We start from the raw sequence: 25,523 nt of genomic DNA on the forward strand, positions 1-25,523 counted from the left end.
GATGATCACCGCGCCTGGAATTTCCAGGCGCGGTGGATCCGGGGGTTACGACGGAAATCCTCGTCCAGCGTTGCGCTGCTGATTTCCTCTACGGCATAGCGGTCGCTCAGGCTGGCATCCAGCACGAATTTGCGGAAGTTGTTGGAGAAATACAGCGCTCCGCCCGTCGCCAATCGAGCCATCGCCAGATCGAGCAGCGCCTGATGGTCCCGCTGTACGTCGAACACGCCTTCCATGCGCTTGGAATTGGAGAACGTCGGCGGGTCGATGAAGATCAGGTCGTACTCACCACGGTCCTCTTCCAGCCAGGCCATCACGTCGCCCTGTTCCAGGCGCTGGCGATCCGAAAGGCCATTCAACGAGAGATTGCGACGCGCCCAGTCCAGATAGGTTTTCGACAGGTCGACGCTGGTGGTGCTGCGCGCACCGCCCTTGGCTGCATGAACCGTGGCGGTTGCGGTATAGCAGAACAGGTTGAGGAAACGCTTGCCGGCCGCTTCACGCTGAATGCGCAGGCGCAATGGGCGATGATCGAGGAACAGACCGGTATCCAGATAATCGGTGAGATTCACCAGCAGCTTGACGCCGCCCTCGGTCACTTCGAGAAACTCGCCCTGACTGGCCTGACGCTCATACTGGCGCGTTCCCGTCTGGCGCTCGCGGCGCTTTACCACCACCTTCTCGCGTGGAATGCCCAGTGCTTGCGGTATGGCAGCCAATGCATCGAGCAGGCGCACCTGGGCCTTCTCCGGATCAATGGAGCGCGGCGGCGCATACTCCTGCACGTGCACCCAGTCACCGTACAGATCGATCGCCAGGGCGTACTCAGGCATGTCCGCGTCGTATAGCCGGTAGCATTCGATACCCTCACGACGCGCCCATTTGCCGAGCTGACGCAGATTCTTCTGTAGGCGATTGGCGAACATCTGCCCGCCTTCGCTGAGGCGTGCCTGCTCGACCGGCACCTGCTGCTGTAAATGTTCCTCATGGCCGGCGCCGCGCTGACCTGTCACGAACTGATCCAGCTCGACCTTGATCAGCAGCAGCTTGCACGGCAGCGCACCGTTCCAGAACGCGTACTGCTTGTGACTGCGGATGCCCATGCGCTTGCCGAGATCCGGCGCGGCGGTGAATACCGCGGCTTCCCAGCCCAGGCAGGCCTGGCGCAGGCGTTCGCCGAGGTTCTGGTAGAGATAGAGAAGGCTCGCCTCGTCGCCGAGGCGCTCACCATAGGGCGGATTGCAGATCACCAAGCCCTTCTGATTCTGGTCCGGGCGCGGCTCGAAGTCGCCGACATCACCCTGGTAGACCTTGATCCAGCCGGCCAGCCCAGCGCGTTCGATGTTGTTGCGTCCCGGCTGGATCAGCCGCGGATCGGCCTCATAGCCGCGAATCCATAAGGGCGGCTTGGCCAAGCCAACCTCTGCCCGTGCCTGAGCTTCGGCATGCAGTCGCGACCACAGCGCGGGTACGTGCCCCAGCCAGGCACTGAAACCCCAACGCTCGCGCTTGAGGTTCGGCGCGATGTCCGCCGCCATCATCGCCCCTTCGACAAGAAAGGTGCCGACGCCGCACATGGGATCTGTCAACGCGCCACCAGCAGCGGCGATACGTGGCCAGCCGGCACGCATCAGGATCGCGGCAGCAAGGTTTTCCTTGAGCGGCGCTGCACCCTGCTGCAGTCGATAGCCACGCTGGTGCAGGCTGTGCCCGGAGAGGTCGAGCGAAAGCACCGCTTGCCCCTTGTCGAGGCGCAGATGCACGCGCAGATCAGGATCGAGCTTGTCGATGCTGGGCCTCTCGCCAGATGCGGTTCGCAGCCGATCCACGATGGCGTCCTTGACCTTGAGCGCACCGAAATGGGTGTTGTCGATGCCCGAGCCACGACCACTGAACTCCACTGCCAGGCTGCCGGCAGGCTGCAGATGGTCAGCCCAGTCGACGGCGTGAACCCCTTGGTAAAGCGTCTCGGCGTCTACAGTGGGAAAACGGCTGATCACCAGCAGCACGCGATTGGCCAGGCGCGACCATAGGCAGAGCCGGTAGGCCACCTCCAGCGTACCGAAGCCGCGAATCGCGGATGTCTGCTCGCGACTCTCCTCCAGTCCAAGCGCGGTGGCTTCCTCGAGCAGCAGGCCTTCTAGTCCCTTGGGACAGGTCAGGATCAGTTCATGGCGGTCGGTCATGGAGTTTCCACAAAAGGTGCTTCGGACCGTCGCGACCCTTTCGTCGGAACAGGCCCAGCAAAGAAAATTAGAAAGAAGTTACAAACATCATGGTTGCAATCATGCAGAAGCGGCCAAGCAGTGCACTTCGCATCCCTTGCCCTTTCAGGCTTATGGGTAGAACCATAGATTCGTTACCTACTTATGACAAAACGATCATTCCAGCGTCTTCAGCATTGCGTTAGAACTCACCTCAGGCCGACATCGCAATGGTGCCGGCGAAGCGTGCCACGCCGGCAGCGCGCTTCATTGGCAGTCTATCTGCCCGGTCTCGCCATGAGGCCACAGGAACACCAGTCAACCACTGAGGGCAATACCCAATGAGAAGACTCAAGCGTGATCCGATGGAACGAGCATTTCTACGCGGTTACCAGCACGGCATACATGGCAAATCTCGCGACCTCTGTCCTTTTTCCCATCCCAATGTTCGCCAAGCCTGGATTAACGGCTGGCGGGAGGGTCGCGGCGACAACTGGGATGGTCTGACCGGCACGGCCGGTCTGCATAGACTCAACGAACTTCACGCGGTCGGCTAATTCACCGATCCACCCGACTTGATATAGCGCGCCCCACCCGGGCGGCGGGCGAGAAGCCCAGGGGCTCCCAACAAGAGCCCCTTCCGGGCAATCATCAATGCGCTTTTGAACGCAGCGCCGCGATGGCATCCACCGCCTTGCGGATCAATGCCGGTCCCTTGTAGATGAAACCTGAATACAACTGAACCAGGCTGGCACCCGCCTCGATCTTCTCTGCCGCGTGCCTGCCCTCGGTGATGCCGCCCACAGCAATGATCGGCAGCCGTCCGCCTAGCGTCTGTGCCAGCACCCTGACCGTGTGGGTGCTCTTCTCCCGAACGGGCGCACCAGACAGGCCACCAGCTTCGTCAGCATGAGCCAAGCCGGCAACGCCTTCTCGGCCAAGGGTAGTGTTGGTGGCGATGATCGCGTCCATCCCGGCCTGGAATACCGCCTCGCCCACCAGAGCGGTTTCTTCGTCGGTCATGTCCGGAGCGATCTTGATCGCAAGCGGCACGCGCTTGCCATGCATGATCTCCAGATCCTCACGGCGCAGTCGCAACGCATCGAGCAAATGCTTGAGCGAGTCGCCGAACTGCAGGCTGCGCAAGCCAGGCGTGTTCGGCGAACTGACGTTGACGGTGACGTAGCTTGCGTGGTGATAGACCTTGTCCAGGCAGAGCAGGTAGTCCTCCTCGGCGCGCTCGACAGGCGTATCGAAATTCTTGCCGATGTTGATACCGAGGACGCCCTTGAACCTGGCGGCCGCTACCCGAGCCAGCAGCGCATCTACACCATGGTTATTGAAACCCATGCGATTGATGATCGCCTCGGCCTCGGGCAGGCGGAATATCCGTGGCTTGGGGTTACCTGGCTGCGGGCGCGGCGTCACGGTTCCCACTTCGATGAAACCGAAGCCGAGCTGCGACATTCCGCGAATGGCTTCGCCGTTCTTGTCCAACCCTGCTGCCAGGCCGACCGGATTGGGGAAATCGAGCCCCATCACCTGAACAGGAAGACTTGCTGGCGCTTTGCCAAGCATTGCATTGAGCCCGAGACGGCCACCGGCGCCAATCAGCTCGAGGGAAAGTTCATGGGAAGTTTCCGGAGATAACTTGAACAATAGCTGGCGGGCCAGGTTATACATACGCAGCCTAAGGTCTCGGTAAATGTGGACGCGGAGTATAGCAGCCCGAGAGGGCTTCAGCCGCTGCCGCCAGTGAGGAAATAGGCCGGTCGAGCGCACCGACCGACGGGTTCATTGCAGACGCCGCAAACGCGGCAATTGTCCCTGCTCAGCGAATTCGAGCTCGAAGGAACCATATATCCCTTCGTGGGTCAGAAACGGGCGCAGATGATGCGCCGGCAAGCTGACTCGCGTGCCGTCGCGACTTCGAATCAGGACTCGATTCGCATGGCCCTGGTAGACCGCCTTCATTCGTTCGGCGGACAGCGCGATATCCAGTACCAGATTTGGCATGGAGGCTCCTCAGTGATCTATTCAGCGATATTGCCACATCGACACGCGATCTTTGCCCAAGGCTGTGACGCAGGCCAGCGCTACGGGTGGCGCAAAGCCCGTGCGCAAATGACACAGGTCTGCCACACTTCGGCCGTAGCCCTGAGAGCTCAAGCATCATGATGAGCCTGCCCGAGCCAATGCCTTCACTGACTTCTCAAATCGCACGACTTGCGCAACGCCTCGGGCTGCGCTCCAAGGCTTCGCTTCCCATTCAGGATCGCGCCAGCAGCCTGCAGCTGCCCTTTTCCCGCCTACCCGAGCCTGAGCCCAGCATTTTCTGGAACGATGGCCCCTGCCTGCAACGCTTGCTGGAGCTGCCACGTGGTGCGCTCTCCGGCCCGGTGCAGGAAGACAAGGCCCGTGCCCATGCTGCGCTGACCCACTTGATCAGCAAGGATTGCACCCGGTCACGGCTCGACCTGCGGCAGATCGACGGCTTCGGCGGGCAGCGCAAAAATGAACCGAGTTACCCGACCTTCGAAGCCTTTTCCAGCACGGCGGGTTGTCGGCAGGTACGAATCATCAGCTACAAGGATTTTCTTCGAGCACTCGGTACCGCCTTGCCCGGCTTCGACAAGGGGGCAGCGATCGATGTTCGCCAGGCCAGCTGGCTCGGGGAGCGGCTATATTGGGCCGGCGAACACCATCTGGAAGCCTTTGCTTGCGCCGTGGCCTACGCGCGCTTGCGCGGCCTGGAAGTCATGCTGCCGGCGGAGGTCACCGATTACCGCCTCGACCGCTCCGGTGTTCACGCGCTGGACGCTGACTACCACGCCGTGACGATGCCTGCTCAGGCCTGGAGCGACCGTGAATTCATGGCCATGCTGCTCGACAGCCAGGTCCCCTATGCCCGCTTGACACTACTGCGCGATGCCAGCAATTCCGAGTTGCTGTTGCTGGAGAAGCGTGACCCCACAGCCAATGCCATTGGCGAGGGGCTGAAGCTGGCAGGCGCACCTGACCTGATCCGCTACCTGCGCGATCTGCCGCAGATCACTCGCTTCAAGGTCGGACTGCCTGCGCAGGACTGAGTGTTTACCGCCACGCCCCCCCTGCGCAGCAAACACCCATCCGCTAAAAAAACGCACCGCCCGAGGGCAGTGCGTTTTTCAGTTGCGCCGCATTAACGGCGCGGCCTCTGCCGCGGACGGATCGTCCACGGACGAAGCCGCAAGACCTCGTCAGCCATGCCCTACCGACTGCGCCAGCCCCTGCAGCTCGCGGCTGGCGACTGCATAGATGGCGTAGTCGGTGCCGCTGGCGCCGCGCAGCTCGGCCAGCATCGAGCGCCAGCGCTCCATTAACACTGGTCGTTGAGACAACCAGGCGTCGACCCGCTCGCTGATCGCCTCCGGACCGTTCTCCATCTGCAGCACCGATACCGTGATGCTGCGCTGCTGTGAGTCGAGGTCGTCGCGGAAGCTTTCACGCGCCAGGGCCTGCCAGTTGTTGGCAACCGGCAGGTTGGTGAGCAGCTGCAGATACCAGGGAAGCTCCAGCGCACCACCGACGGCGAAGTAGGTTGCCGCCACCAGCGCAGGCACCTGGCCAGTTTCGTCAGCGGCCTCCAGAATCGGCAGCAGCGTGTACAGATGGCTGGTACCGGCCACCATGCGCGCCAGCAGCTCCGGCACCCCGGCTTCGGTGTAACGCTTATAGCGCTCCTGCCAGCGGTCACGCGTCGAGCCTTGCAGCAGTTCATCGAGCTTTAGACCAAGGGCAGCGACCCGCGGGCCAAAGTGCGCGACGTCGCGTGCGGCATCCAGCTCGCTACGACGATTGCGCAGGAACCAGCGCGTCGCGCGGCGGCCCAGACGCATCAGCTCATCCATCAAGGCCAACTGCAGCTCCGCCGGTACCTTGTGATCCAGCGCCTCGATCTGCCGGAACCAGTGAGGCAGATGGAAGATGTCGCGCACGATCACGTAGGCTCCGGCGACATTCGCCGCACTCATGCCCGTCGCCTCGTTCAGGCGCTGAACGAAAGTGATGCCCATGTTGTTGACCAGATCGTTGGCAATCTGGGTAGCGACGATTTCGCGCTTGAGGCGATGTTGCAGCATGGCATCGTGGAAACGCTCGCTCAGTTGCTGCGGGAAGGCACTTTCCATTTCGCGGGCGAGGTAGTCGTCGTCCGGCACGCGCGAATCCAGCAGCGCTTTCTTCAGTTCGATCTTGCTGTAGGAAATCAGAACCGACAGCTCCGGCCGGGTCAGCCCCTTGCCGATGCTGGCGCGCTCGGTTAGGGCGTCATCGCTGGGCAGGAACTCGAGCGCGCGGTCGAGCTGCCCCGCCGCCTCCAGCGCATTGATCAACCGAACATACTCGGCGGCCCGCTCCCGCGAGCGATGCTGCGCCTGGGACAGCGCCTGGGTCTGCTTGTAGTTGTTCTGCAGCACCAGCTCGGCCACCGCGTCGGTCATTTCGAACAGCAGTTGATCGCGCTGCTTGGCGGTCATGTCGCCAGCGCTGACCACCTCATTGAGCAGGATCTTGATGTTCACTTCATGATCCGAGCAATCGACGCCGCCGGCATTGTCGATGAAGTCGGTATTGCTCGATCCGCCATGCAGCGCGTACTCGACGCGCCCCAGCTGGGTCATGCCGAGGTTGCCGCCCTCGCCCACCACCTTGGCTCGTAGATCGGCGCCATTGACCCGCACCGCATCGTTGGCCTTGTCGCCGACTTCGGCGTGGCTTTCGCCGCCGCTCTTCACATAGGTACCGATACCGCCATTCCATAGCAGGTCCACCGGCGCCTTGAGCAGCGCGTGGATCAGCTCGGCTGGAGTCAGCTGATCCGCCTCGATGGCGAAGCGCTCTTTCATCTGTGGCGTGATCGCGACTCGCTTGGCCGAACGCGGGAAGATGCCACCGCCTTCCGAGATCAGCGACACGTCGTAATCGGTCCATGACGAGCGCGGCAGGTCGAACAGGCGCTTGCGCTCGATGAAACTGCGCGCAGGATCGGGATTGGGGTCGATGAAAATATGCAGATGGTTGAACGCGGCCACCAGCTGCAGGGTTTCGGACATCAGCAGACCGTTGCCGAACACATCGCCAGCCATGTCACCGATGCCGATGACGCTGATCACGTCGGTCTGCACGTTTATGCCGCGCTCACGGAAGTGCCGCTGCACCGAAACCCAGGCGCCGCGCGCGGTGATGCCCATCTTCTTGTGGTCGTAGCCTGCCGAGCCGCCCGAGGCAAAGGCGTCGCCGAGCCAGAAGTCGTATTCGGCGGCGATGCCGTTGGCGATGTCCGAAAAGCTCGCTGTGCCCTTGTCCGCAGCGACCACCAGATAGGGATCGTCACCGTCATAGCGCAGTACATTGGCGGGCGGAACGACCTGGCCTTCATGCAGGTTATCGGTGATGTCGAGCAGGCCACTGATGAAAATGCGATAGCAGGCGATCGCTTCGGCCTGAATATCATCCCGCGTGCCACTGGTAGGCAGACGACGCGGCACGAAACCGCCTTTCGCGCCGCCGGGAACGATTACCGCATTCTTCACCTGCTGCGCCTTGACCAGGCCGAGCACTTCGGTGCGGTAGTCCTCTTCACGGTCGGACCAGCGCAACCCGCCACGCGCCACCTTGCCGCCGCGCAGGTGCACGCCCTCGACCCGTGGCGAATAGACGAATATCTCGTACATCGGTGCCGGGCGCGGCATCTCCGGGATCGCGCGTGGATCAAGCTTGAAGCTGAAATACGACTTGGGTTTGCCGTTGGCATCCGGCTGATAGAAGTTGGTTCGCAGGGTGGCCTGAATCAGCGCCAGATAGCGCCGCAGAATCCGGTCCTCGTTGAGTACCGCCACCTCATCCAGCGCTGTGAGAATCGCCTGTTCCAGCCGTTGCTGCTTGTCTGCCAGATCCTCGTCACCGAGCTTGCGCGCCAGGTAGAAGCGCATCTTGAACAGCCGCACCAGCTCGCGGGCGATATCCGTGTGGTTGAGCAGCGCGCTGGCAATATAGCCAAGGTCGAAGCCCATGCGAATCTGCTTGAGATAGCGCGCATAGGCGCGCAGCAGCGCCACTTCCCGCCAGGCCAGGCCTGCGGTCAGTACCAGACGGTTGAATCCATCGTTCTCGGCAAAGCCGCCGTAGATATGGATGAACGCATCCTGCAGCGCCTCGTTGATCTCCAGCAGGTCGATTTCCAGACCTTCGGCATAAGTGAAGGCGAAGTCGTGTATCCAGTACTCGCGGCCGCTGCGGTCACGCAACCGAAACGGAAACTCGCCGAGCACCCGCAGCCCCAGGTTCTCCATGATCGGCAGGATGTCCGACAGCGGCAGCGGTGTATTCAGGTGGTAGAGCTTGCAGTGCAGGCGGTTCTCTTCAGCCGTGATCGGCTGATAGAAGCTCATCACCAGCGGGCGTTCCTCGCTGAGGTCGAGCACATGCTGCATGTCGACGGTGGCCGATTGCGGCGAGAAGCGCTCGCGGTAGCCGGCCGGGAAACCTTTCGGAAACTCGCTGAGCAGATGGGTGCCCCTGGCCTCGCCGAAGCGCTCGACCACCAGGCTCTGGTAATCGTCCTGCCAGGTACGGCAGGCCTGCAGCACTTCCTGCTCCAGGCGCACCGTATCCACCTGCAGCGCGCGACTGGGGTCCAGACGCAGGATGAACTGCACGCGCGTCAGCACCGATTCGGAGAAATAGGTGGAGAACTCGCAGTCGCTGGCTTCGAGCCGCTCCTGCAGCACCTGCTGGATTTTCAGCCGTGTCTCGGTGGAGTAACTGTCACGCGGTACGTACACCAGGCAGTAGCAGAAACGCCGATAGGGGTCGAAACGCAGGAACAGCCGCAGCCGATTGCGTTCCTGGATCTGCACGATGGCGATGGCGTTTTCGAACAGCTCGTCGATCGGCGCCTGGAACAGCTCGTCACGCGGCAGCACCTCGAGAACCTGCACCAGCTCCTTGGCCAGATGCGCGGAGCTGCCGAAATTGGCGCGCTGCACGACCGTCTCGACCTTGCTGCGGATGAACGGGATGCGTCGCACGCTCTGGGTGTAGACCGACGAGGTGAACAGGCCGAGGAAGCGGCATTCGCGAACCACCCGCCGCTCGTCATCGAATTCACGCACCGAGACGAAGTCAGGGTAAGCCGGACGGTGCACGCGACTGGGCATGGCCGCCTTGGCGAACGACAGCAGCAGCGGCTCACGCAGGTAGCTGACCGATTGGGCGGTGAGCGATTGCTCCTCCTCGGAAAGCCCGGTGCGCATGCTGCGCGACAGACCCAGCAGCGAGCTTTCGTCATAGACGATGCGCCCGCCCTCGGCCTGTTCCTGCACGGAGAACTCTTCGTAGCCGAGGAAGGTGAAATGGTCGTCCGCCAGCCAGCGCATGAAGTCGCGAATCTCGTCCAGCTCGTCGCCGTTGATGCTCAGGTTGACCTGCTCCAGACGCCCTTGCAGCTCGACCGCCTTGCCCTTCATCGCCGCAAAGTCACCCACCACCTGACGCACATCAGCCAGCACACCCAGCAGTGACTGCTCGAGCTCGCGCAGGGCCGTCGGACTGGCGCAGCGATCGATCTCGACGAAGATCAACGATTCGGCGTGGCTGTCAGCGGCGCGCTCGTCCTTGGGCAGCAACTCCAACAAGCTGCCGTCGGCCCCGCGACGCACCTGCAGCACGCTGGTTTGCAGGGTATGGATGCTGTAGCCGCGGCGCGTCAGCTCCATGCGCACTGAATCGACCAGGAACGGCATGTCCGGATGCAGCACCTCGACCACGCTGTGGGTCGATTGCCAGCCGTGCTTCTCGAAGTCGGGGTTGAATACCTGCACCTCGGGTTTGGCGGGATCGAAGCGCTCCAGCAGGCGCCAGCTGGCCAGTGTCGAGCCGACCAGATCGCTCATGCGCCGTTCGGTGAGTTCGGGCAGCGCGACGATGCCGAAGAACTGTTCGGCGAACAGGCTCAGTTGCGGCAGGATTTTCGGGTCTACGTGTTGCGCTAACGCTGTCTGCAATTGCTGCTGAAAGTCGGCCTTGCTGGCCGCTGAAAAGAACGCCATGTATGGCTCCGCTTGGCTTGCTGGGGAAAGAGACGTCGGTAGTGACTGACGGCACAGGTCGAAGGTTCAAGGTTAGTCTAGTCGAGGGTTAATGCAGTAAAGTGGCGCTTCTCCTGCAGTCGCCTGCGACTGTCTGTAGCAGCCAATAGCAGCCGGCGTCTCTGCCCGCCGCGCCAGCCGATTTGCCGCCCACCTGGAAGACTCGAAACGATGGATCACCGTGAATCGATAATCGCGCTGCGACAGTTCCTGTCCACCCAGATCCTGGGGCAGGAACGGCTGATCGAACGCCTGCTGATCGCCCTGCTCGCCGACGGCCACATGCTCGTCGAAGGGGCGCCGGGCCTGGCCAAGACCCGGGCCATCAAGGAGCTCGCCGAAGGCCTGGAGGCGGAGTTCCATCGAATCCAGTTCACCCCCGACCTACTGCCCGCCGACATCACCGGTACCGAAATCTATCGCCCGGAGACCGGCAGCTTCGTCTTCCAGCAGGGGCCTATCTTCCACAACCTGGTGCTCGCGGACGAAATCAATCGCGCGCCGGCCAAGGTGCAATCGGCGCTGCTCGAAGCCATGGCCGAGCGCCAGGTCAGCGTCGGCCGCAGCACCTATGACCTGCCGCCGCTGTTTCTGGTGATGGCGACACAGAACCCGATCGAGCAGGAAGGCACCTACCCCCTGCCCGAAGCACAGCTCGACCGCTTCCTGCTGCACGTGAAGATCGGCTTCCCCGACGCCTCGGTGGAACGACGCATCCTGCAGCAGGCCCGTGGCGAGGCGATCAATGGCGAGGCGGCGCCGGAACATCGGGTCAGCCAGCAGGCGATCTTCGCCGCGCGCAAGGACATCCTCGGCCTGTACATGGCCGATGCGGTGGAGGAATACCTGGTGCAGCTGGTCATGGCCACGCGTACCCCGGCCAAGTTCGATGCCGAACTGGCCGAATGGATAGCCTATGGTGCGAGTCCGCGCGGTTCGATCTCGCTGGATCGCTGCGCCCGTGCCCATGCCTGGCTGGCCGGACGCGATTTCGTCAGCCCCGAGGACATACAGGCGATGCTTTTCGATGTACTGCGTCACCGCCTGATTCTCTCCTTCGAGGCAGAAGCCGCCGGCATTGATCAGGATCGGGTCATCCAGCGCATTCTCGACGTGGTAGCGGTGGCCTGATGCAAGCGCAGGCTTCCGCCGGGCAGCCAGCCGAGCAGGGCTCCGGTATCCGTGTGAGCCTGGCCGAACTCATCGACATGCGTCATCGCGTCCGTGAAGTACCGCTGTTCTCCACACCGCACCGCCGCAGCCCGCTGGTCGGGCTGCATCATTCCAAGCTGCGCGGGCGTGGTGTGGATTTCGACCAGGTCCGCATCTATCAGCCTGGTGACGACGTGCGCACCATCGACTGGCGCGTCACCGCACGCACCCAGGAGCCGCACACCAAGCTGTTCCATGAAGAACGCGAGCGGCCGATCTATATCGTGGTCGAGCAGAGCCCGCGATTGTTCTTCGGCAGCGGCCGACTGTTCAAGTCGGTGCTGGCGGCGCAGGCGGCGAGCCTGATCGGCTGGGCGGCGCTCAGCCACAATGATCGGGTTGGCGGGCTGGTGTTCGGCGATGAGCGTCAGGAAATCAAGCCACGGCGCAGCAAGCAGAGCCTGCTGCAGCTGCTGGATCGCGTCACCCGCGCCAACAATCGCCTGCAGCCAGACAACCCGATCGACCCCGACGCTTTCAGCATGGCCCTGCGCCGGGCACGGGAAGTGCTGCGTCCGGGCAGTCTGTCGGTGATTCTCTGCGACGAGCGCACCCTCACCGATGCCGCCGAGCAGCAGCTCAGCCTGCTCGCGCGCCATGTCGACCTGCTGTTGCTGCCGCTGTTCGATCCACTGGATCACGCCCTGCCCGCAGCCGGCCTGCTGCGCTTCAGCGAAGGCAATGCGCGGCTTGAACTGGATACCCAGGATGCGGATCTGCGTCAGCGCTACCGCGAGCAGGGCGAGGCGCGAAGCGCCCGCTGGCAGCGTCTGGCCGATCGCCTGCGGGTGCCGCTGATGCCGCTGGATACCCAGCACGATCTGGTCGAGCAGTTGCGCGAGCACCTGAGCGTCCGCCATCCGAGCGCACGGCGATGAATCCGCTCGATCAACTGGCTCCGCTGATCAGCCCCGAGCCGATCAGCTGGTGGCCTCCAGCGCCGGGCTGGTGGCTGCTCGGCCTGGCGCTGCTGATGGCGCTTGGCTTGCTCTGGCGACTTCGTCACCGGCTGCTCAGGCGCAAGCCCCATGTGCAGCCGGAGCCACCGCTGGAGCCGCAGCGTCAGGAGGCGCTCATCGAGCTTTCGCGCTTGAGCAAACCCTACGGCGGGCAACCGGCCAGCCAGTGGCTGCAACAGCTCAATGGGCTGCTCAAGCGGCTCTGTCGCATTCGTTACCCCAACGACCACCCGCACACGCTCAGTGGGCGCGCGTGGCTGGCCTTTCTCGACAACCGCTGCCCTGCCGCCGGGCTGACCCGCTGGATGATTCTCGTCGAAGGTGCCTACCGGGCCGAGTGCCGCCTCGACGACAAGGCCATCGACGGGCTCGAACAGGCCGTTGACATCTGGATCCGCAAGCATGTTTGAAGTGGCCTGGCCCTGGGTCTTCCTGCTGCTACCGCTGCCCTGGCTGCTGCGCGCACTGCTGCCGCCGGCCGATAGCGGCGAAGCCGCGCTGAAGGTCAGCTTCCTCGACGAACTGCAGCAGCTGTCCGGCCGGCGCGCGCGTGTCGCCCTGCCCGCCTGGCGCCAGCAACTGCCCTACCTGACCATCTGGCTGTTGCTGCTGTTCGCCGCAGCACGCCCCCAGTGGCTGGGTGAACCACTGCCGCTGCCCACCAGCGGCCGCGATCTGCTGCTGGCAGTGGACGTCTCCGGCTCGATGGATTACCCCGACATGCAGTGGCAGGACGAGGAGCTGACGCGGCTGGAACTGGTCAAGGTGCTGCTCGGCGACTTCATCGAGGAGCGTCGTGGCGATCGCGTCGGCCTGATTCTCTTCGGCAGCAAGGCCTATCTGCAGGCGCCACTGACCTTCGATCGCCACACCGTGCGAGTCTGGCTGGACGAAGCCTGGGTTGGCATCGCCGGCAGCAACACTGCGATAGGGGACGCCATCGGCCTGGCGGTTAAACGCCTCAGGGAGCGACCGGCGAACAGTCGTGTGCTGGTACTGATCACCGACGGTGCCAACAACGGTGGCGAAATCGAGCCGCTGCTGGCGGCCTCGCTGGCCGCCGAAGAAGGCGTGCGGGTCCACACCATCGGCATCGGCGCCTTGCCGGAAGAAGGTGGCGTGCTCAGCCGCTTCGGTTTCAACCCTGGCCTGGACCTCGACGAGCTGACTCTGCGCGCCATTTCCGAGCAAACCGGCGGTGAGTATTTCCGCGCCTCGTCGAGCGCAGAGCTGAAGGCGATCGGCGATACGCTGGATCGTCTCGAGCCGGCAGCGCAGCAACCAGCCCAGGCCCGTGTGGCCGAGGCCCTGTACATCTGGCCGCTGTCGGCGGCTTTGCTGATCAGCCTGCTGATGGTCGCGGCCAGCCTGTGGAGTGCACAGTTGCAACGCCTGGCCTGGCGACGGGAGCAGCGCCGATGAGCGAACTGCTACCCCATCTGTTGCGGCCATACTGGCTGCTCATCCTGCCGCTACTGATCTGGCTGCTGTGGCGGCTCTGGCATCGGCAGTTGCAGGTCGGGCGCTGGCAGCGTCTTCTGCCGGAAGCCTTTCATGCCGCCTTGCTGACCCGTGGCCGACTGCGCCACAGTCGCCTGCCCTGGCTGGTGCTGGGCCTGGCCTGGCTGCTGGCGGTCATCGCATTGCTCGGGCCCAGCTGGCAACGCTTCGAACAGTCGAGCATGAAGCGCAGCGATCCCCTGGTGGTGCTGCTGGAACTCACGCCATCGATGCTCGCCAGCGACGCACCACCCACTCGCCTGGAACAGGCCAAGCGCAAGCTGCTGGATCTGCTCGAGCGCCGGCAGGACGTACAGACCGCCGTCGTGGTATTCGCCGGCAGCGCCCACACCGTGGTGCCGCTATCCGATGACCTGGCGACCACCCGCAACCTCCTCGACGCCCTGCACCCGACGCTGATGCCCGAGCAGGGCCAGCGCGCGGACCTTGCCGTGGCCAAAGGCCTCGCCCTGCTCGAGCAGGCTGGCCTGGGGCGCGGGCGCTTGCTGCTGATCGGCAGCAGCCTGGACGAGCACGAACGCAGCGCCATCGTCACGCTGATGGAGGGCAGAAACGAGCAACTGCTGATACTCGGCGTCGGCACCGAACAAGGCGCGCCAATCGCCGGCAAGGACGGCAGTTTCATCAAGGATGCCCAAGGCGCAATCCTCATCCCGCGCCTGGACAACGCCAGACTGCAACGCCTGGCCAACGAGCTGGGAGGGCGCTATCAGCGCGCGCGGCTGGGTGACGACGACCTGACGGCCCTCGGTCTGCTCGATCAAACTGGCACGTTGCGCCAGGACGATGAAATCACGCGGCTGGAAGCCTGGCTGGATCAGGGGCACTGGCTGCTGTTGCCACTGCTCTTGCTGGCCGCCCTCGCCGGTCGCCGCGGCTGGTTGTTCTGCCTACCGCTATTGCTGCTGCAGCCGCAGCCTGCCAATGCCTTCGAGCTACAGGATCTCTGGCTACGTCGCGATCAGCAGGGCCAACGCCTGCTGGACGCGGAGCGGCCGGCCGAGGCCGCCGAGCGCTTCACCGATCGCCGCTGGCAGGCCACCGCCCGCTATCAGGCCGGCGACTATGCCGGCGCGGCAGAACTGTTCGCCGAAGGCAACACGGCCGCCGATCACTACAACCGTGGCAATGCCCTGGCTCGTAGCGAAGCCTTCGACGCCGCCATCGAAGCCTATGACCAGGCGCTGGACCTGCAGCCTGATCTACAGGCGGCGCAGCGCAACAAGGCGCTGATCGAAGAGCTGCTGCGCCGCCAGCAGGAACAGCCCGAGCCCGAGCAGGAACAGAATCAGCAGGACGAGCAAACCGAAGAACCACTGCCGCAACCCGAGCAGCCGCAATCACAGGAAGCGGGCTCTGCCCATTCCCCTTCGCCGGAGGATGCCCAGGGCGAGCCGTCCAGCGAAGCCAGCGGCGCCTCGCAGCCATCGACAACCGAAGCCACGCCCGAGACCGAAGAAATGGATGGCAGCGCGGCCCAGGCGCAACACGAGGCGCTCCCCGAGCAGGAACGGCAACAGGCGATGGAGCAATGGTTGCGGCAGATTCCGGACGATCCCGGCGAGCTGCTGCGAAGGAAATTCCTCTACGAACAACGCAAGCACCAGGAAACCAATCGATGATGCGCCTGATGGCTTTTCTTCTGCTCGGCCTCCTTGCTGGTCAGGCCGCAGCCGCCGGCCTGTTCGCCCGGGTTGACCGCACCCAGCTGAGCATTGACGAAACCCTGGAGCTGAGCCTGGAAAGCCAGGGCAGCACGGTATTCGGCAAGCCCGACCTGCAGCCGCTGGAGCCATTGTTCGAGGTGTTCGACACCCGTCAGGTCAACCAGCTTTCCAGCAGCAACGGCGAAGCCTATGCGATCACACGCTGGTTGATTACCCTGCGGCCGAAGCAGACCGGCTACGTGATCATCCCTCCGCTGCAACTGGGCGACTGGCGCAGCGAGCCGATCACATTGATGGTCCAGGAATCGCTGAAAAATACCGAAAGCGACCAGCTGGCCCCGATCTTCATCGATGCCAGCGTCGATCAGGAAAACGTTTACGTTCAGGCCCAGGTGATTCTTACCCTGCGCATCTATCATTCGGTTTCGCTGTACGACGACAGCACCCTCTCGCCGCTGCAGATGCCGGAAGCCCTGGTCGAACGGCTCGGTGAGCCACGCACCTACGAGAAAACCATCAACGGCATTCGCCACGGCGTCATCGAAGTGCGCTATGCGCTGTTCCCGCAGAAGTCCGGCGAGCTGACCATCCCTGCCCAACTGTTCAGCGCCACCACCGTGACCAATGGCAGCAACCCGCTGTTCGGCTCGCGTTCGGGCCGCTCGACGCAGGTCAGGTCACCAAGCATCCCGCTGACGGTCAAGCGCAAACCGGCGGACTACCCCGCCGCGGCGCCCTGGCTGCCGGCACGCAGCCTGACCCTGGTCGAGGCCTGGAGCCCGGAGCCCGATCAGGCACAGACCGGCGAATCGCTCACCCGCAGCCTGTTGCTCAAGGCCGAAGGCCTGACCAGCACCCAGTTGCCCGCCATCGGTTCTGCCCAGAGCCCCGACCTGCGCCGCTACCCGGATCAACCGATCCTGGCCAACGAAGTCAGTGGCGCGGGTCTGGTCGGTAGCCGCGAGCAGCGCGAGGCGCTGATTCCCACGCGCAGCGGCGCGTTGCAGCTACCCGCCGTGGAAGTGGTCTGGTGGAACACCGTGGAAGACCGGCTGGAACGTACCACGCTGGACGAACGGCCCCTGAATGTCGCCGATAATCCGAATCTCGCGCCGACGCCCGCCGAGCAACCGGCCGCAACGCCACTACCTGCGGAGCAGCAGCTACTGTGGCCCTGGCAGCTGAGTACCCTGCTCTTCGCCCTGTCCACCCTCGCCGGCTTCGGACTGTGGCTACACGCGCGGCGGCAACCCGCAGTGCAGCGCGCACTGCAGCCTGGCCCGACCCCACGCAGCCTGCTCGACGACCTGCGTCGCGCCTGCCAGGCCAACGACTCGCAGGCCACTCGCCAGGCGCTGGATGCCTGGGCGCGGCAACAGCCGGAGACGCTGGCCGACATGGCTGCGCGCTTCGTGCCGCTGTCCGATGCGCTGGACGGACTCAATGGTGCGCTGTACAGCGAAGCCGGCCAGCGTTGGCAGGGAGAGGCTCTGTGGCAGGCGATCCAGACGCTCCCTCCAGCGACCAGTCCGAGTGTCGAGCAGGACCACAGCGCCCTGCCACCACTGTATCCACGCTGACCGGCAACGCCACACCGCTTCACACCAGACGCGCCTGACCAACGCGGTGCACGGGCACCGCATGGCGCACCACTTTCTCGCTGGCATATCGCTTGCTTCAGGCTTGGCATAGACCACTCCTGATCCGTCGCGCACGGTTAACTGTGCCGCACGCTTCGCAATCGAAAGGCCCACAGCATGACCGAACCCTCCACGTCGCCCCGCCACGATGCACTGGCCTGGGTCGCCGGCAGCGATGCACCGGAAAAGAGCTCGCTCAACCTGGGCTTTCTGCCACTTACCGATGCCGCCTCGCTGATCGTCGCCGCCACCCAGGGCTTCGCCCAGCCCTTCGGCCTGACGCTCAACCTGCACCGCCAGAACTCCTGGTCGAGCCTGCGCGACAAGCTGATCGGCGGTGAACTGGACGCAGCGCACGGCCTGTACGGACTGATATATGCCGTGCACCTGGGAATCGGCGGCAGCCGCGCGGTGGATATGGCGGTGCTCATGGGGCTTGCGCAGAACGGCCAGAGCATCAACCTGTCGACCCCGCTCAAGGCTGCCGGCGTGACCGATCCCGAGGCATTGCGCAGCAGCGTGCGCCAAAGCGGTGCACGCCTGACTCTCGCGCATACCTTCCCCACCGGCACCCACGCGCTGTGGCTCTATTACTGGCTGGCCGCCAACGGTATCCACCCGCTGCAGGATGTGCGGACGCTGGTGCTGCCGCCATCGCAGATGGTGGCGTACCTGCAGGCCGGGCGCATCGACGGTTTCTGCGCCGGCGAACCCTGGGGTGCGCAGGCGATCGCCGAGGGGGTCGGCTTCACCCTCGCAACCAGCCAGTCGATATGGCCGGATCATCCGGAAAAGGTGCTCGGCTGCACCCGCGCATTCGTCGAGCAGTACCCCAACACCGCGCGCGCACTGGTGATGGCGGTGCTCGAAGCGAGTCGCTTCATCGACCAGAGCCAGGAAAACCGCCGCAGCACCGCACAGCTGATTGCCGGGAGCGAGTATGTCAACGCGCCGCTGGCAGCCATCGAATCACGCTTTCTCGGCTCGTATCAGGATGGGCTGGGCAACGCCTGGAATGACCAACACCCGCTGCGCTTCTTTGCCGATGGCGCAGCGAACATGCCCTACCTGTCCGACGGCCTCTGGTTCATGACCCAGCTGCGGCGCTGGGGTTTATTGCGCCAGGACCCGGACTACCAGCTGGCCGCAAGCCAGGTGCAACAGATCGAGCTGTACCGACAGGCTGCCGAAGCGCTGAGTATCACCGTGCCGGAGTCGCCCCTGCGCAGCGCCACGCTGATGGATGGCAAGACCTGGGACGGCAGCGATCCGGCAGCCTACGCCCGCAGTTTCCCGCTGCACGCCATGGCCGATCAGGCCATGGTGGCTGCACTTTGAGCAGGAGATCAGGCATGTTGCGCATCCTGCTGATCGACGACACCCCACGCAAGATCGGGCGCCTGCGAAGCGCGCTGATCGAGGCCGGCTTCGAAGTCATCGATGAATCCGGCCTGACCATCGATTTGCCCGAGCGGGTCGAGGCGATCCGCCCCGACGTGGTGCTGATTGACACCGACTCACCAGGCCGCGATGTGCTGGAACAAGTGGTGCTGGTCAGCCGGGACCAACCACGACCCATCGTCATGTTCACCGACGACAGTGACCCGGATGCCATGCGTCAGGCCATCCGCGCCGGGGTCAGCGCCTATATCGTCGAGGGCATTCAGGCCCAGCGGCTCAAGCCGATCCTCGATGTGGCGATGGCGCGTTTCGAGACCGACCAGGCGATCCGCGCGCAATTGCAGGCCCGCGAGCAGCAACTCGCGGAACGCAAGCGCATCGAGCTGGCCAAGGGCATGCTGATGAAGATGCGCGACTGCAAGGAGGAAGAGGCCTACACCCTGATGCGCCGCCAGGCGATGAGTCGCCAGCAGAAGCTGATCCAGGTCGCCGAGCAGATCATCGCCATGAACGAGCTGCTTGGGCAGTGAGCTGCACGCCCGCAGTGCAATCACTCGACCAAACGCACCATCGGCGAGCGTACTCGCGGTCCCTCGGTATAGACCGTGAGACAGCTGCAACGCCGCCATCCGCCACGACGCGGCGTTCAGCCGAAAGCCTGCAGCAAGCGGCAGGCTGGCAAGCAGCTTGCTAGATGGATTGGCCGAGCCAACGAAGGCGTCCGGCAAAGACGAAGGCGTCCCTGCACCGCATGTTTCGACATGCCGGTCCGGACGCCTTTTTTGTTGCCCGCGCGGCAGTGCCGCGCGCTCACTTCAGGGATTTGCAGAATGACCATCACCGCGACCTTGGCGATCGCCTGTGCACTGCTGATGCTGGGCCACTATCTGAACGGCATGGCCAGCACACAACATTCCCGACGCGTAGCGCAGTTGCGCCTGCTGGCAGTTCAGGAAGATCTGGAGATTCTCCGCCTGCTGCAACAGCATCGCGGTCTGGGCGTACAGAGCGAACCCACTGCGGTAGCGCTGCGCTGCGCGCTGGCGACAAGCCTGACGCAACGTCTGCAACAGCGCAGTGCCCTGCCCGATGCGTATTCGATAACCGAAGGCTGGCTGGCTCTGCGCAACAACCCTGCCGATTTCGACGGGCATTGCGCTCTGATCGAAACCCTTATCGATGCGCTTGAGAAGCGGGCGCCGATGTCGAGCAACGAACCCGCCGAAGCCGCTCGCGCCTGCCGCGAACTGGAAGACGTGGCACGCCTGCGCGGCCTCTGCGTCGTCGCCTCGAATCAGGGCGGCTGCACGCCGGCCTTGCAAAAGCGCCTGAAAGCACTCTGTCGGCGCATGGTTACAGACACCGATATGGAGCTGAAGCGGCTGGTCGGCAAGCTGGAGCGCAGCGTGATACATGCAGCCCAACCCAGGCTGAGCCCGCCCGAGTGCTTTGCCCTGGTCACTCCCTTCATCGACGCGCGCTTGCAGTTGATCCGGCAACGTCTGCAGCACAGTGGTGCACTAGCGCAGCACGGCTTGCACCGGGCGGGCTGACGGATCGAGGTTGCGGGGCCGGTCTCCGCTCCATTGGCGGCCGGCAACGCATGGCTACGTGCAGGATCCGCTACACGCGGGTTTCCATTAGAAGCGCCTCGGCCGCAAATGAGCCTGCTCAATGCCAGCTCATTCGCGGTCAAGACTGCAGCCACGAGCGCGCATCTAACCCCGGCGAAGAACACAACGCTAGAATGCGCGCCTTCTACCGATTACCGAGCGACCCATGGCGCGTCTTACCCTGCATTTCCCGGAAGACCAGTACTGCTTTTCCACCCAGCTCACTGTACGAATCACCGACATCAACGCCGGCAACCATCTGGCCAACGATTCGATGATCTCGATGATTTCCGAGGCGCGGGCGCGCTTCCTGTTCGCCTACGGGGTAGCCGAGACCCGTCAGGATGGCGCCGGGATCATCGTGACCGACCTTGCCACGACCTACAAAGCCGAGGCCCATGCCCGTGATGCGCTGCTGTTCGAGGTCGGGGTGATGGATTTCAACAAGTACGGCGGCGATATCATCTTCCGCATCACCCGCCCTGCCGACGGCACACTGATCGCCATGGCCAAATCCGGTTTCGTCTTCTACGACTATGCCCAAAGCCGCGTCGTCGCCATGCCCGAGGCGTTCGCCGGCAAGTTTCCGCGGGTCAACCGGATCGAATAGGGGCGTCTGCCACAGATTGCAGCAACCGCTGGACATCCTCGCGATGACACAGCTCGGTGCCCGGACGCATCACCGTCGCGGCACCCGCGGCAATGCCCCGGCACACCGCATCCTGTAGCGAGCGCGCCTCGGCCAGCGCCAGCACCATGGCGCCGAGCATGCTGTCACCCGCACCCACCGCGCTGACTACCGGGACATCCGCCGACGGCAGGCGCTGCAGCTCATCGCCACAGGCGTACAGCGCACCCTGGGCTCCCAGCGACAACACGACCACTTCGGCGCAGCCCTGAGCGATCAGGCGGCGCAGCGCTGCCGCCTGTTCGGCCTCGCTGGAGATGGGGTAGCCCACAAGGCTGGACAGCTCGTCGAGGCTCGGCTTCATCAGGTATGCACCGCCCTGCCGGGCGGCGTGGCGTAATGGCTCGCCGGACAGATCGACGACCAGCCGCGCACCGATACCGCGCGTCAATGCCAGCAGCTCGTCGTAGAAACCCAGGTCGACGCCAGGTGGAAAGCTGCCGCTCAGCACCACATAGGCCGGCGCTGGCTGCAGCGCTACGAGGCTGTCGAGGCAACGCTGAAGTTCCTGCGCGGATAGCGTCGGACCGGGCAACACGAAACGGTACTGCAGGCCTGAGCCCAGCTCGTCGACAGTGAAACTCTCGCGGGTATCGCCAGTAATGGACACCGGACGATGCACCAGACCCAGTTCGTCCAGCGAACGTTTCAGGAGATCGCCAAAGGGCCCTCCAGCCGGATAGATGGCGATCGCCCTGCCCCCGAGCGTCTTCACCACCCGCGCCACGTTGATCCCGCCGCCACCCGGGTCGTGGCGCGGCAGCGAACACCGCAGCTTTTCGGTACTGATCACCCGGGCGGTGCTCACGGAAAGGTCCATCGCGGGGTTGAGGGTCAGGGTCGCAATCAGAGGCATCGCTCGCTCCTTGGCAAAAGCCGCTCAAGACTAACAGCAAGCGCGCCTGGGTTTTACGAGATGCCTTGCCCTGATTTGGCGCGCGGTTGCGCGCTATCTGTGCGCTTTGTCGTCGTACGCCATCTGCTTAGCCACGCCGAACGCACAGAATCGGCGGCCTCCGCAGGCTGGCACGCTAGATGCTAGTTCCGCTTCAGGCAGGCCAACGGCGGTCTGCAATATCACGACAAAGGCGTCGCACCACACCTGCTCCGGCAGGCGTGCTGCGGCGCCTTTTTGTTTTCCGCCTCGACGAGGGGGCGGTCTGAGCAGCCCTAGCGGCCAACGCCGCGTCACGAACGCCCTGGAGCCGATCCAATGAGCACGAGTTTCTGGAAAGCCGGCCACGCGCCGACCCTGTTTGCCTCCTTCCTCTACTTCGACCTGAGCTTCATGGTCTGGTACGTCCTCGGCCCGCTGGGCGTGCAGATCGCCGCCGATCTCGGCCTGACCACCCAGCAACGCGCCTTCATGGTCGCCACGCCGATCCTCGCCGGTGCCGTACTACGTCTGGCGCTGGGCATCCTGGCGGATCGCACATCGCCGAAAACCGCGGGGCTGTTTGGCCAGAGCGTCGTCATCGTCGCGCTGTTCGTCGCCTGGCTGCATGGCATCCACAGCTACGAGCAGGCTTTGCTGCTCGGCCTGTTCCTCGGCATGGCCGGCGCATCCTTTGCCGTCGCGCTGCCGCTGGCCTCACAGTGGTATCCGGCAGAGCACCAGGGCAAGGCGATGGGCATCGCCGGTGCCGGTAACTCCGGCACAGTGCTGGCGGCCCTGTTCGCGCCGGTCCTGGCGGCCATCTTCGGCTGGAACAACGTATTCGGCCTGGCGCTGATCCCGCTGGTCCTCACCCTGATCATCTTCGCCAGCGTGGCGAAGAATGCGCCCAACCGCCCGGCGCCGAAGTCGCTGGCCGATTACATGAAGGCGCTGGGCGACCGCGACAGCTGGTGGTTCATGTTCTTCTACAGCGTGACCTTTGGCGGCTTTCTCGGCCTGGCCAGCACCCTGCCCGGCTATTTCCACGACCAGTACGCCTTCGACCCGGTCAAGGCCGGCTACTACACCGCTGCCTGCGTCTTCGCCGGCAGCCTGCTGCGGCCCCTTGGCGGCGCTCTTGCCGACCGCATCGGCGGCATCCGTGCACTGCTGGTGATGTACACCGTCGCCGCCTTCTGTATCGCCGTGGTGGGGTTCAATCTGGCCAGTTCGACTGCAGCGTTGGCGCTGTTCGTGGTCGCCATGCTCAGCTTGGGTGCCGGCAACGGTGCGGTGTTCCAATTGGTGCCGCAGCGCTTCAACAAGGAGATCGGCGTGATGACCGGACTGGTCGGCATGGCCGGCGGCATCGGCGGCTTTCTGCTCACCGCCGGGCTTGGCGCAGTCAAACAATCGACCGGTGACTACCAGTTCGGCCTCTGGCTATTCGCCAGCCTCGGCGTGCTCGCCTGGTTCGGTCTCTATGGCGTCAAGCGTCGCTGGCGCACCACCTGGGGTTCTGCTGCGGTAACCGCGGCGCGGGTGTGATGCCCACGCAGATCCTGCAGGGCGCGAATATTGCTCTGCTGCAGTACGCAGTCATTCGAGAACGACCATGCCCCTGCGATTGAGCTATGGCGAGGCCAGCGCTGCCGGACCGCGCCCGGAAAACCAGGATGCGATACGCATCGTCACCCCGGCGCCCGGGCTGGCAACCGGCAAGGGCTATCTGTTCGCGCTGGCCGATGGCGTCAGCCAGTGCGCCGATGGCGGCCTGGCTGCGCGAGCGACCTTGCAGGCGCTGGCTTTCGACTATTACGCGACGCCGGAGACCTGGGCCGTCGCGCAATCACTCGACCGCGTGCTGGTCGCGCACAACCGCTGGCTGCAGGCCAACGGCGGCAACCAGCCGCTGTTGACCACCCTCACCACACTGGTGCTGCGCGGTCGCCGCTTCACCCTGGCGCATGTTGGCGATTGCCGCGCCTACCGCTGGAACGGCTCCCAGCTCGAGCGACTCAGCGAAGACCATGTCTGGGAGCAGTCGGGCATGCAGCATGTGCTCAAGCGTGCGCTGGGACTGGATCAGCACCTGGTGATGGACTACCTCGACGGCGAGCTGCAAGAAGGCGAAAGCTACCTGCTGCTGAGCGACGGCGTCTGGTCCTGCGTCCCCGAACGCGACATCGCGCATATCCTGCACGATCAACCCGACCTAGGCGCCGCGGCACGGGCGCTGGTCAATCTGGCGCACCAGAGCGGCAGTCAGGACAACGCCAGTGCCTTGCTTCTGCGCGTCGAAGCCCTGCCCGAAGCGGTGCTGGCCGACGCCCTCGCCCAGCTCGATCATTGGCCGTTGCCGCCGAAGCTGCGCCCCGGCCAGCTGTTCGAGGGCTGGCAGGTGAATGCACTGCTGCACGAGTCGCGGCAGTCGCTGATCTATCGGGTGCAAGATGCTCAGGGCCAGGCCTGGCTGCTGAAGACGCTGCCACCCAGCCGGCAGGACGAGGCAGACGCAGGACCGGCGTTGCTCCAGGAAGAATGGTTCATGCGCCGGGTTGCCGGGCGCAACTTCGCCGAACTGCATCCGCTGCCAGAACGCCAACACCTCTATTACGTGCAGCGCGAGTACAGCGGGACGACCCTGGCGCAACGCTTCGAACGAGACGGCCCGCTGCCACTGGCCGATTTGCTGCAGGTCGCCTCCCGGCTGATCCGCGCGGTGGGCATGCTGCATCGGCGCAACATCCTTCATCGTGACATCAAGCCGGAAAACCTGCTGCTGGGTGAGGACGGCGAGCTGCGTATCCTGGATTTCGGCCTGGCGTTCTGCCCCGGGCTGACTCGCGACCTGCCCAATCACCTGCCCGGAACCCCGAGTTTCATTGCCCCGGAGGCATTCACAGGGGCCGAACCCAGCGCAGCGCAGGATCTTTATGCGACCGGCGTGACACTGTATTACCTGCTGACCGGGCACTACCCCTACGGCGAGATCGAAGCCTTCCAGCATCCACGCTTCGGCAACCCGACACCGGCCAGCCGCTATCGCCCGGACGTGCCGACCTGGCTGGAGGAAAGTCTCGCCCGCGTGCTAGCGGTCGATCCACGACAGCGTTTCGAAACCGCCGAGCAATGGCTGCTTGAGCTGGAACAGGGCGAACAGCGCAGCGCCAGCCTTCGGCTGCGCCCCCTGCTCGAACGTGAGCCGCTCAAGGTATGGCGCGGCATGGCGCTGTTGTCGCTGCTACTCAACCTGCTGCTGGTCGTGCTGCTGATAAAAGGCGCTTGACGCTCAGCGACGGGTAATCAGCCCCTGGCGCGCCACCCGGGTCAGCTCGCACACGCATTCTTCCAGGCGCTCAGCGGTCGGTGCCTGAATCACGGCCAGATCGAAGCTGTCGGTGGCAAAACGCGCCAGCGACTCGTCGGCCGTGGCGAACTGGATAAGCAGGGCGCGGGATTTGCGATGACGTCGCGGCCAACCTTCGAGGTAGCGCAACAGAGATGGCTGGTGAGTACCGCCGAGGAGGACTTTCGGATTGCTGGGGTGTAGGCCGCTGGTGATCGGGGCCAGGCGCAACTGGGCGTGCTTTGCGTTCATTGATTCAACTT

General features: G+C 64.1%; 20 protein-coding genes. 14 read left to right on the forward strand and 6 right to left on the reverse strand.

Features of this window, described 5'->3' with window-relative positions; translation table 11 throughout:
- Window positions 1–5: 5 nt before the first annotated feature.
- On the reverse strand, window positions 6–2,186 hold the full coding sequence (rlmKL, locus tag LO50_RS11755; protein WP_044315111.1) for a bifunctional 23S rRNA (guanine(2069)-N(7))-methyltransferase RlmK/23S rRNA (guanine(2445)-N(2))-methyltransferase RlmL: 2,181 nt from the start codon (window positions 2,184–2,186) through the stop codon (window positions 6–8).
- A gap of 359 nt (window positions 2,187–2,545) precedes the next feature.
- Here rlmKL and rmf point away from each other — a divergent pair, with 359 nt between their 5' ends.
- Complete coding sequence (rmf, locus tag LO50_RS24145; RefSeq protein WP_003280740.1) at window positions 2,546–2,761, forward strand: ribosome modulation factor; 216 nt, start codon at window positions 2,546–2,548, stop codon at window positions 2,759–2,761.
- Between the two features lie 94 nt (window positions 2,762–2,855).
- On the opposite strand, the gene LO50_RS11760 is transcribed toward rmf, so the two are convergent.
- Window positions 2,856–3,887, reverse strand: coding sequence for a quinone-dependent dihydroorotate dehydrogenase (locus LO50_RS11760; RefSeq protein WP_044315112.1), 1,032 nt, complete (start codon window positions 3,885–3,887; stop codon window positions 2,856–2,858).
- Window positions 3,888–3,998: 111 nt separating this feature from the next.
- On the reverse strand, window positions 3,999–4,220 hold the full coding sequence (locus LO50_RS11765; RefSeq protein WP_044315113.1) for a DUF2835 domain-containing protein: 222 nt from the start codon (window positions 4,218–4,220) through the stop codon (window positions 3,999–4,001).
- Between the two features lie 158 nt (window positions 4,221–4,378).
- Here LO50_RS11765 and LO50_RS11770 point away from each other — a divergent pair, with 158 nt between their 5' ends.
- Window positions 4,379–5,293 (forward strand): DUF6685 family protein, encoded by a 915-nt coding sequence (locus LO50_RS11770; RefSeq protein ID WP_044315114.1) that lies wholly within the window; start codon window positions 4,379–4,381, stop codon window positions 5,291–5,293.
- Between the two features lie 150 nt (window positions 5,294–5,443).
- Here the strand turns inward: LO50_RS11770 and LO50_RS11775 are convergent, their stop codons facing one another.
- The gene (locus tag LO50_RS11775) at window positions 5,444–10,294 is read right to left on the reverse strand and encodes an NAD-glutamate dehydrogenase (protein WP_044315115.1); all 4,851 of its coding nucleotides are present in this window, start codon (window positions 10,292–10,294) and stop codon (window positions 5,444–5,446) included.
- A 210-nt stretch (window positions 10,295–10,504) separates the two neighbouring features.
- On the opposite strand from LO50_RS11775, the gene LO50_RS11780 reads away from it, so the two are divergent.
- The 10 genes from LO50_RS11780 to LO50_RS11825 all read left to right on the forward strand — a co-directional run bounded on the left by LO50_RS11780 (window position 10,505) and on the right by LO50_RS11825 (window position 20,956).
- Window positions 10,505–11,464 carry an AAA family ATPase gene (locus LO50_RS11780; RefSeq protein WP_003298329.1) on the forward strand — a complete coding sequence of 320 codons (960 nt, stop codon included), beginning with the start codon at window positions 10,505–10,507 and terminating at the stop codon, window positions 11,462–11,464.
- A complete protein-coding gene (locus LO50_RS11785) occupies window positions 11,464–12,423 on the forward strand; it encodes a DUF58 domain-containing protein (RefSeq protein WP_044315116.1) in 960 nt (319 codons plus the stop codon). The genes LO50_RS11780 and LO50_RS11785 overlap by 1 nt, the downstream gene beginning before the upstream one ends.
- Complete coding sequence (locus LO50_RS11790) at window positions 12,420–12,914, forward strand: DUF4381 domain-containing protein (protein ID WP_044315117.1); 495 nt, start codon at window positions 12,420–12,422, stop codon at window positions 12,912–12,914. Before LO50_RS11785 ends, LO50_RS11790 begins: the two co-directional genes overlap by 4 nt.
- On the forward strand, window positions 12,907–13,926 hold the full coding sequence (locus LO50_RS11795; RefSeq protein ID WP_044315118.1) for a vWA domain-containing protein: 1,020 nt from the start codon (window positions 12,907–12,909) through the stop codon (window positions 13,924–13,926). The genes LO50_RS11790 and LO50_RS11795 overlap by 8 nt, the downstream gene beginning before the upstream one ends.
- A complete protein-coding gene (locus tag LO50_RS11800; protein WP_044315119.1) occupies window positions 13,923–15,647 on the forward strand; it encodes a VWA domain-containing protein in 1,725 nt (574 codons plus the stop codon). Before LO50_RS11795 ends, LO50_RS11800 begins: the two co-directional genes overlap by 4 nt.
- Window positions 15,644–17,272, forward strand: a complete 1,629-nt coding sequence (locus tag LO50_RS11805) for a BatD family protein (RefSeq protein WP_014820700.1) — start codon at window positions 15,644–15,646, stop codon at window positions 17,270–17,272. Before LO50_RS11800 ends, LO50_RS11805 begins: the two co-directional genes overlap by 4 nt.
- A gap of 177 nt (window positions 17,273–17,449) precedes the next feature.
- The gene (locus LO50_RS11810; protein ID WP_044315120.1) at window positions 17,450–18,670 is read left to right on the forward strand and encodes a CmpA/NrtA family ABC transporter substrate-binding protein; all 1,221 of its coding nucleotides are present in this window, start codon (window positions 17,450–17,452) and stop codon (window positions 18,668–18,670) included.
- 14 nt (window positions 18,671–18,684) lie between these two features.
- Entirely contained in the window at window positions 18,685–19,263 is a 579-nt protein-coding gene (locus LO50_RS11815) for an ANTAR domain-containing response regulator (RefSeq protein WP_014820702.1), read from the forward strand.
- A gap of 300 nt (window positions 19,264–19,563) precedes the next feature.
- A complete protein-coding gene (locus tag LO50_RS11820) occupies window positions 19,564–20,286 on the forward strand; it encodes a hypothetical protein (protein ID WP_014820703.1) in 723 nt (240 codons plus the stop codon).
- A gap of 226 nt (window positions 20,287–20,512) precedes the next feature.
- Window positions 20,513–20,956 (forward strand): thioesterase family protein, encoded by a 444-nt coding sequence (locus tag LO50_RS11825; RefSeq protein ID WP_014820704.1) that lies wholly within the window; start codon window positions 20,513–20,515, stop codon window positions 20,954–20,956.
- On the opposite strand, the gene LO50_RS11830 is transcribed toward LO50_RS11825, so the two are convergent.
- Entirely contained in the window at window positions 20,940–21,890 is a 951-nt protein-coding gene (locus LO50_RS11830) for a 1-phosphofructokinase family hexose kinase (protein ID WP_014820705.1), read from the reverse strand. The two genes, LO50_RS11825 and LO50_RS11830, sit on opposite strands and share 17 nt — an antisense overlap.
- 357 nt (window positions 21,891–22,247) lie before the next feature.
- Between LO50_RS11830 and LO50_RS11835 the strand changes: the two genes are divergently transcribed.
- Window positions 22,248–23,459: a nitrate/nitrite transporter gene (locus LO50_RS11835; RefSeq protein WP_044315121.1), complete on the forward strand. Its 1,212-nt coding sequence runs from the start codon at window positions 22,248–22,250 to the stop codon at window positions 23,457–23,459.
- 67 nt (window positions 23,460–23,526) lie between these two features.
- Window positions 23,527–25,200 carry a bifunctional protein-serine/threonine kinase/phosphatase gene (locus tag LO50_RS11840; protein WP_044315122.1) on the forward strand — a complete coding sequence of 558 codons (1,674 nt, stop codon included), beginning with the start codon at window positions 23,527–23,529 and terminating at the stop codon, window positions 25,198–25,200.
- Window positions 25,201–25,203: 3 nt separating this feature from the next.
- Here the strand turns inward: LO50_RS11840 and LO50_RS11845 are convergent, their stop codons facing one another.
- Window positions 25,204–25,512 carry a hypothetical protein gene (locus LO50_RS11845; protein ID WP_044315123.1) on the reverse strand — a complete coding sequence of 103 codons (309 nt, stop codon included), beginning with the start codon at window positions 25,510–25,512 and terminating at the stop codon, window positions 25,204–25,206.
- Window positions 25,513–25,523: the final 11 nt, after the last annotated feature.

Origin of the sequence: Stutzerimonas stutzeri, assembly GCF_000935215.1 — a bacterium.
Lineage (GTDB): Bacteria > Pseudomonadota > Gammaproteobacteria > Pseudomonadales > Pseudomonadaceae > Stutzerimonas.